Origin of the sequence: Flavobacterium sp. IB48, assembly GCF_016405855.1 — a bacterium.
Lineage (GTDB): Bacteria > Bacteroidota > Bacteroidia > Flavobacteriales > Flavobacteriaceae > Flavobacterium > Flavobacterium ginsengisoli.
This window is the reverse complement of sequence record NZ_JAEFCA010000005.1, coordinates 396,150-412,696: the sequence shown is the minus strand read 5'-3', so window position 1 is coordinate 412,696 and position 16,547 is coordinate 396,150. Positions and strand designations below refer to the sequence as shown.

The following is a 16,547-nucleotide window of genomic DNA, read 5'->3' as shown; positions in this document are numbered from 1 at the left end:
ATCTACAGCAGATAATTTAGGAAACCATATAGCTACTCAGGATTTAAACATGAGTTCTAAAAATATTACAGCAGCAAATAATATTACTGCAACGGGTAAAACAACTACTCAGACTGCAGCAATTACAAAAGGCACAGATGGTTCTACACCAACAGCAGGAATGGTCGCTACAGCAGCAGATAGTGCTGGAAATATAAAATGGACAACTATTGCAGCCAGCCCTGAACCTTGGTTTAGTACTGCTACAGATGCTGGAGCTACTTCAAATACGGATAATATTTACATAAATGGATGGGTAGGAATTGGTGTAAACAGACCATCAACTGCTCCAAGTGAAAAATTAAGAGTAAACGGTGCAATTACAACAGTAAACTCCTATTATGCGGATTATGTTTTTGAAGACTATTTTAAAGGATTCTCAGAAATTAAAAAAGATTACAAATTTAAATCTCTTGCGGATGTGGATGAATTCATTAAAAAAAATAAACACTTACCAGGAATTACATCAATTAACGAATTAGAAAGAACTGATGAAGGCTATTCATTTAATGTTTCAGAGTTATCTATTCAATTGTTAGAGAAAACAGAAGAATTGTATTTACATGTGATAGAACAGGAAAAAGAATTAATTAATAAAAATCAGGAAATAAGTGATTTGAATGAAAGGCTTAAAAAACTGGAAGAAATAGTATCGGCTATAAAACAGTAAAATGTAGTATCGAAAGCAAGAAATAGAGTATAACTAAAAAAGGTATAGTAAAAAAGCTAAAAAACTAGACGTTAATAAATTTGAATAGTTAATTAATGAATTGTTTTTTAACCTTTTCATGATTCTGAGTACTGTAAAGCCAAAGAAAATATCGTTTGAACTTAGGTTGATAAAAATAATTAAAATGAAAAATAAATTAAATATAAGTGCTGTTGTATTTATTGTCCTATTTAGTTTGTGTTGGAATACTTTCTCTCATGCACAGACAGGAATAAATACCAAAACTCCAGATGCCAGTGCGGCACTTGAAATAAAGTCGCTTAGTAATAATACAGGTTTATTAATGCCTCGTATGACTAAAGTGCAAAAAGAAGCCATTTCAAACCCAGCGACAGGATTAATGGTATATGATTTAACACAACGTTGTGTTTCTCAAAATGCTGGTACCACAACTTCTCCAAATTGGGTATGTTTGGCTAAAGACGTAAATACGTCCTTTTTTTATATGCCCTCTATAGCAGTAGATGCGTCTGTTGTTGGAAATGGAAAGACATTGAACTTATATCAGACATATAAGGATCAGTTTTCAAATCCTAAAAAAGCCAGTACAGGTGCACCTTCTTCGATCTCTTATTTTTTAAACCCTACAGATTTATATTATTATATTACCGCATGTGATACAAGTGTTATCAGATTAACCAGTATCGACGCGAATGGAGTTTTAACTTATGATATCATAAAAGCGGCCGATTATGGATCATTTATGAATGTTGTTTTTGTTGTTAAGTAAAATTGAGAGATTTCATGAAAAAAATAATATTATTTGTATGTTCCATTTTTATTATGCAGTCGGTATATGCGCAAAAAGAGACTTATAATTGGGTATTTGGTCAAGCTACCGGATTAACCTGGAATTCGCTTCGAGATGTAAATGCCACAGGTTTAGGAGGAGGAGTAACAGTTGGTTCAAGTACAACTCTCAAATCATTACCTGTTGAATTAATAAGCTCGATAAGTACACAAGAAGGATGTTTTACTTTATCTAATAGCACAGGTACTATGCAGTTTTATTCAGACGGTATGAATATTTGGAAAAATGATAATAGCCTTATGACCAATGGGACAGGATTAAATGGAGATAAATCTTCAGCGCAATCAGGGATTATTTTTCCTTATCCTATAAGTACTACTAAATATGTAGCTGTTTCTGTTGGTTTAAATTTAGCAGATAACGTTTCCTATAATATAATAGATAATAATGTTGTGACATCTAAAAATATTAGATTAAATGGTGCATCAGGTAGTACGGGAGAAACAGTTACGTCTATTCGCCATGCAGATAATTCAAGCTACTGGATTATTGCTTTAGGAAGAGGTACAAATTCCTATTTGAATGCTTGGAAATTTACTTCTACAGGTCTAGTTGCTACACCAGTCGTCAGTTTGATTGGAAATTATACTCTTGGGAACGGAGCTTGCGGTTACTTAAAAATAACACCAGATGGTAAACATTTTGTGATGACTACTTTCCTTGATAAGAAAATTGTTTATGGTGATTTTGATAACAGTACTGGAATATTTTCAAATATTAAAGTTGTTACAGCTTTACAAAATTCTCCATATGGGGTTGAATTTTCTCGTGACCAAAGTTTGGTATACATATCAAGTAATACAGGAATTATGGTCTACAAGGCAGATGAATTATTTTCAAAACCTAATATTAATGATGTAACTCAAAAAATATACAGTTTGGTTAACGATGGTATTGGCTCTCCTGGTGCTTTACAAATAGGACCTGACGAAAGGATATATTGGGCGAATTATAATACAAGAGGACTTCGTATTATTGACAATCCTAATGATTTTGATAACCCAATGATATACAGTGTGAGTAATCTTTTTATAGCAAATAATTTTTCATTTCAAGGATTGCCCTCGTTTGCCGCAAACTGGTTTCAGGGAAATTCAGAAGTTAAGAGAACCGTGTGTTCAGGTTATGATAGTAAATTTACCGTTACAGTTAGTGATTTAGAAGGAAAGCTTGCAACTTCTTTAAAATGGGATTTTGGTGATGGGACTATCATTGATCAGCCTATAACAACAGGAAAAACCAGCTACGACATGAATCATACGTATACTGTTCAGGGAACTTATAGAGTAACAATTACTCCTGTAAAGTCAAATGGTAGTGCTTTGACGTCAAGAAAAGTTTCGGCATCTACTTTAGATTGTGAAATTAAGACCAATAGAATGATTAGGGTTGATCTCCAAAATGGACAATAACATAATGGAGTAGTATTCGGAATAATTTAATTACTTATGAAAACATTATTTAAAAATGGCTATAAAGCAATTGTCTCTTTGCTATTGATTTTTATTACGCTATCAAAAACATCAGCTCAAACTGGAATAAATACAATTACTCCTGATGCTAGTTCTGCATTAGAAATAAAAAGCACAAATAAGGGGCTTTTAATACCAAGACTTACTCAAGCTCAAAAAAATGCTATTTTGAGTCCAGCAACAGGTTTGATGGTATATGATATTACTACAAATTGTATTTCAGTAAATATAGGAACTCCTTCTGTTCCAGAATGGAATTGTACAACATTGTTGAACAGAAAATTTTTTTATATGCCATCTATAAATATTTCTACAAAAATTGGGCTTATAGGTATTCCACAGACAAAAGATCTTTATAGAGAATATGCAGATGAATTTACAGCTCCTAAAATGGTAAGTGCTGGTGCCCCATCAATTATTCCAGTTATTGCAAATGCGCAGGAACTAAATTATTATGTTACTTATTACGATCCATCTCTAATTGAAATTAGTGGGATAGATGCAAATGGAGTTATGTCTTATAAAATACTTAAGCCAGCAAATTTTGACTCTTACATAAATATAGTCTTTGCACCTAAATAAAGAAAAAAGATGTAAATATAAATTTTTAAGATTTGTAAGAAAAGGAACGAAACAGTTGAAACAGCTGTTTCGTTTTTTTTATGTGTTGATAAAGAAAAATTTAAACCAATATTAGTTATGAGATGATTCTTGAGATATTAAATGATTGTAATATTTAATCCTATTTTAATACACTTATGACTTTAGGAGGTTATTCGAATTTTATTCTGAAAGTATTTTTGCGTTTCGAGTTGATAATCGTGTTAATGTTAAATAAAGATCGATATGATAAACATTGCTTCATATATAAATAAGGTAATAACAATTAATTCAATAGTGAAATATTATTTATTAATAGGACTAAGTCTCCTCAATTTTCAAAAGGGACGTGCTCAATTTACAAATGCAGGTGAACTTTCGGTTAAGGACGGAGGAATACTTTCGATTTACGAGGATTACATGAATAAATCTTCAGGAAGTTTTATAAATGATGGAGATGTCTACGTTTTTAAAGATTGGAAAAACGATGGTAATGCAAGTTTTAATAAAACTTTTAGTAATGGAAAAACCTTTTTTATGGGGACTTCCGGACAGTTTATAGAAGGGGATGGAATTTCGGATTTTGAAAATATTATATTTTCTAATAACAGCGAAAGTGCCCCTTTTTATTTAGGAGCTACTATTTCTGTAAATAACATAGCAGAGTTTGACAAAGGGATTATAAATGCAGTTGATTTAAATGGTTTGATAATTTTCAATGAAAATGCGACCCATCAAAAAGTGCATGATGGAAGTTTTGTCGATGGCAGGGTTCAAAAAAATGGTAAAAAAGATTTTCTGTTTCCTGTTGGGGCAGTAAACTATTTAAGACCTGCTTTTCAAGAGTCAATTTCTGAAAACAATAGCTATACAACTCAATATTTTTTTAAAAATTCAGATGATGCGACTCATTCTCATCTACAAAAAGAAGAATCTATTCTTAAAATTAATAACAAAGAATATTGGGAAGTGGAGCAAACTCTAGCAGGAGAAAATATAGTGTTAACTCTAACTCTCGACCAAGATACTACCCCAGAAGAATTTCTTTCTGAGAAAGGAGATACTAAAGTAGTCATAGTTCGCTGGGATGAACAATTGAAGAAATGGGTAAATGAAAATGGGGCTCTTAGTGACGCAGTTTCAAGTGAGGGATATTCAAATTTATTGACGACCAAGGTAAAAGGATATGGCTTGTTTACTACTGCAATAGTAGAAAAAGAAAAAGATGAATTAGTAGTATATAATTCAATCTCTCCAAATGGAGATGGTCTGAATGACAAGTTTTACATTAAAGGAATTAGCAAATACCCTGACAATAAAGTGGAAATTTATAATAGATGGGGAGTTAAAGTATACGAGACTAAAGGCTATAATGAAACAGATAATATGTTTGAAGGTTATTCTGATGGACGTGCTACAATTAGTAGAAATGAAAAACTTCCTGCAGGAACTTATTTCTACATATTGAATTATAATGACGGGAAAAAAGCCAGAGAAAAAACAGGCTATTTGTATATAAATAGTCAATAAAATTTAAAAACAAATTTAATTTATAAGTAATGAAAAATTATCTGTGTACAATGATAATATTGTTGATAGGGATTCTGAAAGTTTCAGCTCAGCAAGAATCTCAATACACCCAATACATGTACAATACAATGACAATAAATCCGGCTTATACTGGTACGCGTGCAGTACCTAGTATATTTGGACTATACAGAGCGCAATGGATTGGATTTGAAGGAGGACCAAAAACAGCCAACTTTTCTGTTGAACTACCTATTACAAAAAGCGGACAAGGTTTAGGTTTTTCTATAATGAATGATAAAATAGGGCCTTCTAGTGAAACGAATGTTACCATAAGCTATTCTTATCCTATTCAACTTTCAGCAGATTTACATATGTCTTTGGGAATTAGCGGAACTGGCAATTTTCTTAATGTTGATTATACAAAACTAAAAGTTTTTGATCCAAATGATCCATTTCTTACGGGGCAATTATCGAAAATTTCTCCAAATGTGGGAGCGGGAGTATATTTTCACACACCAAAATGGTATGCAGGTTTATCTGTACCTATGATTCTGGAAACGAAGTTTTTTGATGATATCCAATCCTCAATGGTCTCAAAAAGAATGCATTTTTATGCTATGGGAGGGTATGTATTTGATTTGAATAGTGATTTGAAATTTAAACCAGCTGCAATGATAAAAATGGTTGAAGGAGCGCCATTAGCAGTTGATGTTTCGGCTAATTTTCTTTTTAATGATAAGTTTACTCTTGGCGCAGCTTACAGATGGGATGCAGCATTAAGCGGAATGGCGGGATTTCAGGTAACACCACAAATTAATATTGGATATGCTTATGATCTTGAAACGACAAGATTAAGAAACTATAATTCAGGATCTCATGAAATTTTCCTTCGTTTTGATTTGTTTACCAATACAAAATACAGATTAGTAACACCAAGGTTCTTTTAATTAAAAAACAATATAATAAGATGATAACTAGGAAATTAAATTCACTTTATTTTTTATTTTTTATCAGCTTTGTTCACATAGTTAGTGCACAGGCTCAAAATAAAAAAATTGAAAAAGCAGATGACTTTTATAACAAACTTGCTTTTTTGGAAGCAGGTAAGTTATATCAAGATATTGTAGATAAAGGAAATACATCTGTAAAGGTCTTTATTAAACTTGGAGATTGCTATTATTTTAATGCTAGTTATGCAGAGGCATCAATGGCTTATTCAAAGGTTCTAAATTCAGGAATTACCGTCGATCCAGAGTACTATTTTAGATATGCTCAATCTTTAAATAATCTTCAGAAATACAAAGAATCTTATGAGATCATGAGAAAGTATTTTAATGTTATTGGGAAAATAAAAGAAAGTGATAACTGGGATGATAAGAAACTTTTGGAAGAAATTAAGAGAGAATCAGGCCGATATATTTTGAAAAATGTTGAAATTAATAGTTCTTTTTCTGATTTTGGAACAGGATTTTATGGGAAAGACATGGTTATTTATGCTTCGGCAAAAGATACAGGTATTGTAATTAAACGTAAGCATAGTTGGAATGAAAAATCTTTTTTAAAACTTTACACTGCTAATATTACTGTAGATGGAGGGTTAACAAATTCAGAAACATTAAAAGGAGATGTCAATACAAGATACCATCAAAGTAGTCCTGCTGTTACTAAAGATGGGAAGTATATGTTTTTTACCAGAAACAATTATTACGACGGGAAATTAAGTGGTGATAAAAATGGAACAAATTTTCTAAAAATTTATGTTGCAGAAAATGTAAATGGGGAATGGAAAAAAGTAAAAGAACTTCCTTATCCAATAAATAGCGATGGATTTTCGTCGGGGCATCCAGCATTAAGTCCAGATGAAACTCAGTTATTTTTTGCTTCAGATCGTAATAATAAATTTGGTAATTCAGATTTATATGTTGTTAGTTTAAAAAAAGGTGGTATTATAGGTAATGACGTAACTAAACTTCCAGAAGAAATTAATACTCCTGGACGTGAAACTTTTCCTTTTATGGATGATAACGGAATTTTGTATTTTGCTTCAGATGGCCACCCTGGATTAGGTGGATTAGATGTATTTGCTGCAATTAAAGATGAAAAAGGAAAGTATCATGTAATAAATGTAGGAGATGGCGTAAATTCGACTTTTGATGATTTTGCTTATGTAATTAAGAAAGACGGTAACGGTTTCTTTTCATCAAATAGATATGGCAACGATGATATTTTTGGTTTTAAGGAAACCAAACCTGCAAATTTTGATTTTGACATACATGCTTCCATCTTCGGTACAATTACAGAAAATGGCACACCTGTAAAAGATTTAGACGTTGATATTCTTAATTCCGATAATGAGATCGTTGCTTCTATTAAAACAGATGAAGATGGTAAATATTTTGTCCCTTTAGCTCCATTTTTAGCATTTAAAGCTTTTTATCATAAAGTTGGATTATCGAATAAAACAATTGATATAGCACAATTAAAGCCTTTAGAGAAAAAGGAAATTTCTATTGAACTTGTAAAGGAATTGGAGGTTATTGTTGATGGAGAAAAAAGAAAAATTAAGGAAGGGGATAATTTAGCTGAGATATTAAATCTTAAGCCAATATACTTTGATTTTAATGGTTATAATATCCGTACATCCTCTAAAAAAGAATTGGATAAAGTTGTTAGTATAATGAAAGACAGACCAAATGTTATTATTAAGGTCAATTCTTATACAGATAGCCGTGGACGTGATGAGTTTAATATGGCATTATCTAAAAATCGAGCAAAATCCACAGTTGAGTATATAGTAAATGCTGGAATTGACAGAAATAGAATTACTGGCGAAGGTTTTGGAGAAACACACCTATTAAATCATTGTTCAAATGGCGTTGTATGTTCAGAGAGTGAGCATGAAGTTAATAGACGCTCAGAGTTTATAATTAGCATTAAATAATAGTTTATTTTTTAAGCTGCTGTTCAATGAAAATATTTTCAGCAGCTTTTTTTTTTGAATTATTTGAAACAAAAAGTTTTGATAATAGACTTGTTGGAATCTTTTTTATGAATTTTTTTTTATGAAATCATCAATCGGTCTAGTTTTTAAAAGTTTAAAATACTTGGTAGAAAAATAATTTAGTTTGGTATAGTTGAGTTCATACATTACAGAAGTTAAAGTTGAGTATTGGCCACTTTTTAAAAGCTTTTGCGCTAAAATCATTTTTTCTTCAATAAATAAATTTTTAGGTGTGTTATTATAACGTCTTTTGAAATAATTTTTATATTTAGAAGAAGACATTCCAGCCATTCCAGATAGAAAAACAAGAGAAGGAAATGGTCCGTAAAGATTATTTATTAAGTAGTTTTTTGTTTTCTCCAATGCTTCGTTTTCAATTTCAGTTAGCGGCTTATTTTGTTGGTTGGTATTGTAAAATTTATTGAAAAAGTTCCCTAAAATTTTTAAAGAGATGCCTTTAATAAAAGAGTCATAAGATAAATCTTTAACAGATTTTGTTTTTAAAGACTGAATTAATAGTATGCTATTACTATCAATATTTCCGTAATGATAAAATGCCTTTTTATTGTTTTGTGTTTCTGTAAAAGCATTTTCTTCTAATGTGATTTTTTGAATAAAATCGTGAAGTAGTTTTTTATCTATTAAAATTCTTAACGCGATGGTTCTTTCATTTACAGCGGGTTTAAATGAACTTTCGATTTGGTTATCAAGAATTGCTAAATCCAACTGATTAAAGGAGCCAATTTCATAATCAATGTTATTGATTTTAATAAGATTGATATGCTCACTTAAATCAAAGTGAAAAATATACAATTGATTGTCAGATTTTAGACGTGTAATTTTTAAAGGTTCATTGGCAACCAGATCAGCATAAACTACAGAAATTCCATCCATAATTTGGGAAAAGTAAAAAAAACCTTTTCCAATTTCTTTAGGAATCATCATCAATTTGTTATCTATTAATTCGGTATTTAACTGCTCTGCTACATTCACTTGCCATTCTGGTGTTAAACTATAGTAATGAGTAATTTTTCTCATAAGCGGCTTATTTAATTTTATTTACTGCAATTATTATAATTGGGTATTAAATGCTTTTGGTGAGAGTCCGAAATGTTCTCTAAATTTTGAAGCGAAATATGAATTATTGGTGAAATGAAGCTGATCTGAAATTTGAGAAATAGTAAGTTGCTTTTTTTCTAGGAGTTCCTTAGCTAATAATAGTTTATTGTCCATGAAAAAAGCATTGGGAGTATTGCCAGTTATTTTTTTGAATAATGTTTTAAATTTTGATTCAGACATGTTTGACATTTTTGCCATGTCTGTTATACTTGGAAAATGATCTTCGAGATGACTAACTAGATACATTTGCATGTTAATGATATGATTTAAGTCATTTTCATTTACAGTTTGGATAATTAATCTTTTTGTAGCGATTTTTTTTAAATAATTAGAAATTAGTAAATGAACGGTACCTCTTAAATTTAAGTCAAAAACAGCACCTCCAACTTCCAGCTTTCGTAGATCATTTAAAAGATGGAAACTTTCGTTGCTCATTCTATCAAAACGTACGATCGTATTTACTTTTGAGTTAACAACACTATCTATGTTTTGAATAACTATATTATTTTTTTTTGCAAAAGCTCTGATTGTACTCTTTTTGATAAAAATGCATAAGGCAAAAGTTTTACTTCCTTTTACAACATTATATTTTGAATCAAGAGATCCGTCGATTACTGCTAGATTGTATTGCCATCGACCAACATTGTACATAAAATGAATATTACTTACAGATGCTTCGCCTTCTGTGAGATTATAATAAAATCCGACAAAATCTTGATTCAGATTTTTTTGTATAAGTTGGAAGTTTCTATGATATTCAACATTGATATAGTAAGCAATTATACCATCACCACAATCTAAAACGTATCTTGTGCCAGTTTGGGAGTCTTGTGGAAGAATAATAAAATTTCCTTCAATTTTTCCGCCAATTTGTGCAGCATAGTGCTTAACCCAATTCAAGTCAGCACTGTAATGATGTTCAATTATTTTCATATGTAATTGAATTTTATATTATAAAGTTAAGTTATTTTTACTAAATAAATATTTTTTTTAATTGTAAGTTGTTGATTTTTAGCAAGGTGTGGTTTGTGTTGTGACTTTTGATAAAAAATCAGTTACTTGTGTTGCGAGAAAAAAATCGGACAAGGCAATTGTATAAGGTTTTAAAGTAGTCTGGTTGGCTGTAGATTCTATTGGAGTATCAGTTAAAGAGGAGTAAGTCATAATCTGTTTTTTGTCTTATTTTGATTTATTTTAATATAATTTAGACTTCTACAGGCAAAGAATATGCCTTATTTTTTATATTGCTGTAAATCAATACATTGTGATGTAGGTTTGTTTTTAGGACAAAAAAAGTTTAGGTAGATTATGTTATGTTGTGGAGAAATTCCTCTTTTTATAATATTTTTTGATTCAAAGTTTTGCGATCAATTTGAAGTATTTGAGCTGCTTTGGTTTTATTATTATTGACATAGGACAATACTTTAAGAATTTGTTCTTTTTCGTATTCTTTTAAAGATTTAAAAGTATCGTTTGAAGTTGAAATGTGATATTTTAAATGCTCAGGAACCTGATTCAATGTAATTTGGTCATCGCTCATAATAACTATTCTCTGAATCATATTGTCAAGCTCCCTTATGTTTCCAGGCCAGTTATACCGCATTAAAATGTCAATAACTTTTTCATTAACTTCTATATTGGACTTTTTATATTCTAAGGTATATTTTGCTATAAAGGCATTTATCAATAAAAGCAAATCATCTTTGCGATCCCGTAAAGGTGTAGTTTTAATATTGATCACATTAATTCTGTAATACAGGTCTTCTCTAAACAAACGTTTTGCAACCATGTCCTCTAGATTGCTGTTTGTAGCAGAGAGAATTCTAACATCAATTTTTTCTGGTTTTGTAGCACCAACTCTTAAAATTTCTTTTTCTTGAAGTACACGTAAAAGTTTAGTTTGTACCATTAAGGGAGCGTCACCAATTTCGTCCAAAAAAATTGTTCCGCCATTTGCTGCCTGAAATAAACCTATACGTGTTTCAGTTGCGCCAGTAAATGAGCCTTTAACATGTCCAAATAATTCAGATTCAATTAAGTTTTCAGGTATCCCTCCGCAGTTTATAGCAATGAAAGGTTTATCGGCAAGTTTGCTTGTGTAATGAATAGCTCTTGCAATTAATTCTTTTCCTGTACCGCTTTCGCCTTCAATAAGTACATTTGCTCTAGTGTCTTTGACACGTTCAATGATTTCTATTAGATCTTTTAATTGATTTGAATTCCCAATTATCTCACCGTAAAAATTTTCGGTTTTTGAATTTGATAAATGTTTAGAAGGTCTTGCAATAAATTTATGTTTTTCAAGTAAGCTTAAAATTGCTTTATGGAGTTCATCAGATGTAAATGGTTTAGTTAAATAATCTAATGCACCAGATTTCATGGCATTGACAACTATATGTACGGTTGGAATACCTGAAATAACTAGTTTTGGTATATCGGGATAATGCTCTTCTGCATATTTAAGCAATTCGATGCCATTAATGTCTGGCATATTTAAGTCGCTGATTAAAACACTGATATCGGCATATTTTAAAATTTCTATGGCTTCATTAACAGATGAGGCTTTATATGTACGATAATTAAAAGCTTTTAATTGTCTTTGAACTAAATCGAGCATATCGTCATTATCATCAACAATCAATATGTTTTCTTTTTTAAAAGTCATTTTGTTTTTAAGATAGGGGGATCTTAATTATAAAAATTGATCCATTTGGAAAATTGTTTTGGAGAATAATTTCTCCTTTATGATTTTTGATTATGCCATGTACGACGCTAAGGCCTAATCCGCTACCATAACTGGTAGGTTTGGTAGAAAAAAAAGGTTCGAATATTTTATCTTTTATTGTGTCTGGAATACCACTTCCTTGGTCTTTAATTTTAATATATAAATTGGTTTCATCATTTTCTATAATAATCTTAACAGTGCTTTTTTCAGGCGATGCATAAATAGCATTGATTAATAGATTAAAAAAAACTTGTGTTATTTGAACAGAATCTATCTTTGCAGTTATATTTTCATCTTTAAAAATGAGCTCATATTTGATATTTTTTTTTTGAAAGTTTGATTTTAAAAATGACAAGGCAAAAACGATAATTGGTTTAATTTGCTGTACTTCTAGTTTTTGTGGCATTTCGCACGAGAAAAACATTAATTTTTTTACTATCTCACGAGAATAGATTACGGAATTAATAACAATCGAAATATCTGAAGCAATATTTGGATCTGAATTATGATCTTTAATAAGTTCTGCAAAACCTAAAATGTTGCCTAGAGGAGTATTTAATTCATGTGCGATTCCTGCTGTCATTTCTCCGAGAAGAGTAAGACGTTCCATGCGCTCAAGAGTTTTTCTCAAAAGAGCTTTTCTTTCTAATATTTGATGTTTTTCAATGTAATTTCCAATTTCTAGTGCGATTGTATCTAATAGTTTTTGTTCATCTGAGCTAAAATCCTCAAGAGTATATTTAGATGATGGGTAGTGCACTTTTATATTTCCGCAATCAATCTTGTTTATAGATATAATGCTATATTGAAAAATACTTTTTTCTATCTGTTCAGATGTTGAAAGATGGTAATTAGTCGTATGAATTTCTACTACAGCATCGCTAGAAAAACGCCAAGCATTTTTTGTACTAATAATAATATCATGTAAGGTCTGAATATTAATAGAGTCTGCGTTAGAAATTGTTTTTAGAATTTCATAAAGAGAAGTAAGTTCTCTCACTTTTTCTCTTAAATTTTCTTCAGTAGACGGTAAATTCATTGTAAGAAAAAAATATATAATTAATTTTAAAAAGCACCAAAAGTAAATAAAAAAATACTATTATTGTATAAAATAGTATTTAATCTTAACTATTTGAAAACGAAATAAATAGTTGGTTGTATTATGTCTTATTTTGATGTTTTTATAGCTTTTAGAGGTAAGTTCTGAATAAGGTTTTTTGTAAAAAAAAATGTCAGAATTTTTTATTGATTATTTTGACTTTTAGTTGACTCTTTTTGGAAAATGTAGAATTATGAATTAAGTCCTATTTTAATAGTTTTAAAGCTTTTCCGTCCATTTTAAGAGTTTACTTCGTGATACCTTTGTTTCAACAATATTGAACAAAAACAAATAACATGAATACCGCAAACTTTTCATTAGAATTTCAATTGAATGTTTCGGAAATAAAAATGCTTAATGATATGTATTTTAAGCATTTATTTAAAGATCGAATCGTATTTGGTCTCCTTATTGTTTTGTCTTTAATGATACTAATTGATTTTAGTCTAGAAATAGACTATCTTGATTGGTTAATAAGAAGTCTACTTTTGGTTGTTTTTTTTGTAATGATTCAATTTTCTCTTATAGATGTGATTTCTAAAGCGATTTTTAAATTGACAAAAAAAATTATTGGGTTAAATAAATCTTCCAATAAATATAAACTCTCTTTTACTCATTCTAATATCTGTGTCAAATCACCATTGGGAGAATTAACCCATAAATGGTCAAAAATTGAAAAAGTTATTCAAACTAAAAACTTCTTGTTTCTATATATAAAAGAACAAAATAGTTACATAATATCAATTTCCAAGAAAGAAAGCAATTCTAAGAAAATTGAGGAATTACTGTCTTTTGTAGAAAAAAATGTTATTCATGTTGTCAAAGTTTAAGGCCTATTATTTGTTTTTCCCGGAAGGCTACAATCTATAAAACTTATTAAAAAAATGCCTTATTATAATCATTTTATGGCTTATTGGGGGAGGTAAAGAACAAAGTTTAAATATAAATTTGGGTATACTCTTAATTGATAATTGTTAGGAGATGAATTTTTATTATAGATATAAAAAGATGAGAATGAAAAAGGAGAAAATTTTAGTCCGAGATAATAAAGGAATCTTTTTGAAAATGTTTAAGAGAAAATTGAAAACTGATTTTGATTTTTTTGAAAAATCATTTTTTGATAATAGTGAAGACAAGATAAAAGAATATGATCGTATTATTTATGTAGTCTACGATAGAAATGAACTGCTTGGCTTTTTGCAGGAGAATAGAAATAGAAATGTATTGGTTTGTTTATTTGACAAGCAGTTTTATGCAAGTTTGTCATTTTTAGAAATAATGAACAATTTGGTGCTGTTTGATGAGTATAAAACTAGAAGAGAAATTTTTAAAGAAATAAAGGCTTTTTTTAAAAAGAAATTAGAATCAACAACTGAGAAAGTTTCTTCGCAATCTAATATTCCGTTTCCTGACTATTACAAGGCTATGTATTATTTAATGTAATTTATTTTATTTTTTATGTTTTTGCAGCACAAAATTTGAGTGAAATTGTGCCTTTTATATGCAGGATAATTGTTGTTCATTATCCTGCATTTTTTTTAAACAATATGTAAACTCTTTAAAAGAGAAAATTTTTCCACTTAGAAATGCTTTCGTGGTTATGCTTTGCTGATTGATAATAATATAAAACGACTTGGAATTTTAGGAAATAATACCGTGAATAATGTCGAACAAACAACTTTTAAAAAGGAACAAATTCCTACTTACTATATAATCAATTTAGCCGAACAGCTTTCTGTTAAAATAAAAATTGAGATCAAATAATTGTAATAGAAAAATCGATTCTTTGTTGTTATTAATGATCTGTAAACTTTTCCTTTTTAATAAAAACTCATCTGAGCAGAACTACCAATTGAGTATTTTTTTCCTTGTTTGGGGAATTTTTCCATGCAAAAATTAACAAATAGGAGCGTTTTAAATGCTTGTTTTAAATTAAAACCCCTTGTCTATGATACTTTCTACAAAGCATTAAAACAGGTGTGGTAAAAACACTTTTACAAATAAGTATTTGACTTTAAGCTGGTTGTGTTTGTTGGGTGTTGTCAAAAAATAGAAGTCAATTTATTGTAAAGAAAATGAATGAAAAACTGCATTAAATTTAACAGCAAAATTGTTGTAACTATCACACAAACTTTTATTTTTGTGGCTTAATTTAACAATATATAAGCATGAAAGATTTATTAGTAAAAATCAACGCCGAAATTGAAACATTCAAAGCTGAAGCTGAATCTTTGACTGAAAAAGGAATTAAAGCTGCTGGACCAAGAGCACGTAAATCAACTTTAGAAATTGAAAAACTTTTAAAAGAGTTTAGAAAAGTTTCTATCGAAGAATCAAAAAAATAATACAACTAAAACCTCGTCAATCGGCGAGGTTTTTTTATGCCTTTGGTTTCTTATTAAATGTGTGTGATTTTAACGCAAAGCTCGCAAAGATTTTTATTGTATTTTTTGCGAGAGTTTAAAGTTCGCAATGCTTTGTGCTTACTTTTTGGATTTAGTGCTTTGCGGACTTGTAGAAGTGTCTATAAAAAAACTTAATAACTCTGAGAAAATCATTAGCAACTTCCGGGATACAAAACGCAAAGAAAAAACTTAGTATCTCAGAATCTCAGAACCTTAGCATCTTAAAAAAAAATCATATCCACTTTAGTTTTGTTGCAATAGAACAAGCTTCGGCAGTATTGTTGACTTTCATTTTCTCTAGAATATTTTGTCGGTGTCGGCTTACGGTATTGATGCTAATAAATAATAGTTGCGCAATTTCTTTACTTTGTTTTCCTTCTTGAAGCATTTTAAGGATTTCTTTCTCTCTTGTAGAAAGAAAAAAATTACTCTCTTTTTCATTTTGCTTAATGATATTTCCAGTCGCTGTATTAATAATGGCGCCTTCATATTGTGGAGTCAAAGAAAAATCAAAATTATAGAGACATAGTGCCAGTTCTACATCTTCGTATTCATTTGAAAAGTAAAACATTTTATGTAATAAAGATTTTTCAGCTGTTTTATCGTTCATTCTCAGTTTGCTAATCACACAAAAATCTTTTCTTTCTTCTACAGGAACCGTTTTTATAAACTGAAAAAAGTGAAGCTCTAAAAGGTATTTTTGCAATACATCATCAGAATTTAACTTGCCAAAAAGCTCTTCTTCCCAGATGCTCTCAATTTCTTGGATTTGATCTTTTTTAAAAATCTTAAGTTCTTCTGAAATTTTGCCTGAGTAGATATAGCTTTTGTTTTTGTACAAATCGCTTAGAACGGCAATACCATTTTCTAAATCAGCGAAATTCTGAGCAATTTCTTTACAGGTTTTTAAAACCTTTTTATTATTTAAGTTTCCTGAGTTTTTTTGCTCTAAAAGCTGCTTGCTCAAATCATCTTTTATGCTTTTCATAAAATGGTTATTTATAAGTATTGTCTTA

Annotated in this window: 15 protein-coding genes and 1 pseudogene; 10 read left to right on the top strand and 6 right to left on the bottom strand. The window is 29.8% G+C overall.

Annotation, left to right across the window (positions count from 1 at the left end; translation table 11 throughout):
* The 7 genes and pseudogenes from JC605_RS17740 to JC605_RS17710 form a co-directional block, all read left to right on the top strand.
* Positions 1–709, top strand: a pseudogene (locus JC605_RS17740) (hypothetical protein); the annotation flags it as partial.
* A 184-nt stretch (positions 710–893) separates the two neighbouring features.
* On the top strand, positions 894–1,499 hold the full coding sequence (locus JC605_RS17735) for a hypothetical protein (protein WP_198857481.1): 606 nt from the start codon (positions 894–896) through the stop codon (positions 1,497–1,499).
* A 53-nt stretch (positions 1,500–1,552) separates the two neighbouring features.
* Positions 1,553–2,992, top strand: coding sequence for a PKD domain-containing protein (locus tag JC605_RS17730; protein WP_198857480.1), 1,440 nt, complete (start codon positions 1,553–1,555; stop codon positions 2,990–2,992).
* Positions 2,993–3,028: 36 nt separating this feature from the next.
* Positions 3,029–3,634 carry a hypothetical protein gene (locus JC605_RS17725; RefSeq protein ID WP_198857479.1) on the top strand — a complete coding sequence of 202 codons (606 nt, stop codon included), beginning with the start codon at positions 3,029–3,031 and terminating at the stop codon, positions 3,632–3,634.
* A gap of 264 nt (positions 3,635–3,898) precedes the next feature.
* A complete protein-coding gene (locus tag JC605_RS17720; RefSeq protein WP_198857478.1) occupies positions 3,899–5,182 on the top strand; it encodes a gliding motility-associated C-terminal domain-containing protein in 1,284 nt (427 codons plus the stop codon).
* Positions 5,183–5,211: 29 nt separating this feature from the next.
* Positions 5,212–6,129 carry a type IX secretion system membrane protein PorP/SprF gene (locus JC605_RS17715; RefSeq protein WP_198857477.1) on the top strand — a complete coding sequence of 306 codons (918 nt, stop codon included), beginning with the start codon at positions 5,212–5,214 and terminating at the stop codon, positions 6,127–6,129.
* A 20-nt stretch (positions 6,130–6,149) separates the two neighbouring features.
* Entirely contained in the window at positions 6,150–8,123 is a 1,974-nt protein-coding gene (locus JC605_RS17710; RefSeq protein ID WP_198857476.1) for an OmpA family protein, read from the top strand.
* A 105-nt stretch (positions 8,124–8,228) separates the two neighbouring features.
* Here JC605_RS17710 and JC605_RS17705 read toward each other — a convergent pair whose 3' ends face one another.
* The 5 genes from JC605_RS17705 to JC605_RS17685 form a co-directional block, all read right to left on the bottom strand.
* Positions 8,229–9,221 (bottom strand): AraC family transcriptional regulator, encoded by a 993-nt coding sequence (locus JC605_RS17705; RefSeq protein ID WP_198857475.1) that lies wholly within the window; start codon positions 9,219–9,221, stop codon positions 8,229–8,231.
* A gap of 33 nt (positions 9,222–9,254) precedes the next feature.
* Entirely contained in the window at positions 9,255–10,235 is a 981-nt protein-coding gene (locus JC605_RS17700; RefSeq protein WP_198857474.1) for a helix-turn-helix transcriptional regulator, read from the bottom strand.
* Between the two features lie 78 nt (positions 10,236–10,313).
* Positions 10,314–10,466 carry a hypothetical protein gene (locus JC605_RS17695; RefSeq protein ID WP_198857473.1) on the bottom strand — a complete coding sequence of 51 codons (153 nt, stop codon included), beginning with the start codon at positions 10,464–10,466 and terminating at the stop codon, positions 10,314–10,316.
* 172 nt (positions 10,467–10,638) lie between these two features.
* A complete protein-coding gene (locus JC605_RS17690) occupies positions 10,639–11,967 on the bottom strand; it encodes a sigma-54 dependent transcriptional regulator (protein WP_198857472.1) in 1,329 nt (442 codons plus the stop codon).
* 7 nt (positions 11,968–11,974) lie between these two features.
* Complete coding sequence (locus JC605_RS17685; protein WP_198857471.1) at positions 11,975–13,066, bottom strand: sensor histidine kinase; 1,092 nt, start codon at positions 13,064–13,066, stop codon at positions 11,975–11,977.
* A 356-nt stretch (positions 13,067–13,422) separates the two neighbouring features.
* Here JC605_RS17685 and JC605_RS17680 point away from each other — a divergent pair, with 356 nt between their 5' ends.
* The 3 genes from JC605_RS17680 (at position 13,423) to JC605_RS17670 (ending at position 15,471) form a co-directional block, all read left to right on the top strand.
* The gene (locus JC605_RS17680; protein ID WP_198857470.1) at positions 13,423–13,956 is read left to right on the top strand and encodes a YcxB family protein; all 534 of its coding nucleotides are present in this window, start codon (positions 13,423–13,425) and stop codon (positions 13,954–13,956) included.
* Positions 13,957–14,140: 184 nt separating this feature from the next.
* Positions 14,141–14,569, top strand: coding sequence for a hypothetical protein (locus JC605_RS17675; protein ID WP_233074154.1), 429 nt, complete (start codon positions 14,141–14,143; stop codon positions 14,567–14,569).
* Between the two features lie 725 nt (positions 14,570–15,294).
* The gene (locus tag JC605_RS17670) at positions 15,295–15,471 is read left to right on the top strand and encodes a histone H1 (RefSeq protein WP_008467640.1); all 177 of its coding nucleotides are present in this window, start codon (positions 15,295–15,297) and stop codon (positions 15,469–15,471) included.
* A 292-nt stretch (positions 15,472–15,763) separates the two neighbouring features.
* Here JC605_RS17670 and JC605_RS17665 read toward each other — a convergent pair whose 3' ends face one another.
* On the bottom strand, positions 15,764–16,519 hold the full coding sequence (locus JC605_RS17665) for a response regulator transcription factor (protein WP_198857468.1): 756 nt from the start codon (positions 16,517–16,519) through the stop codon (positions 15,764–15,766).
* Positions 16,520–16,547: the final 28 nt, after the last annotated feature.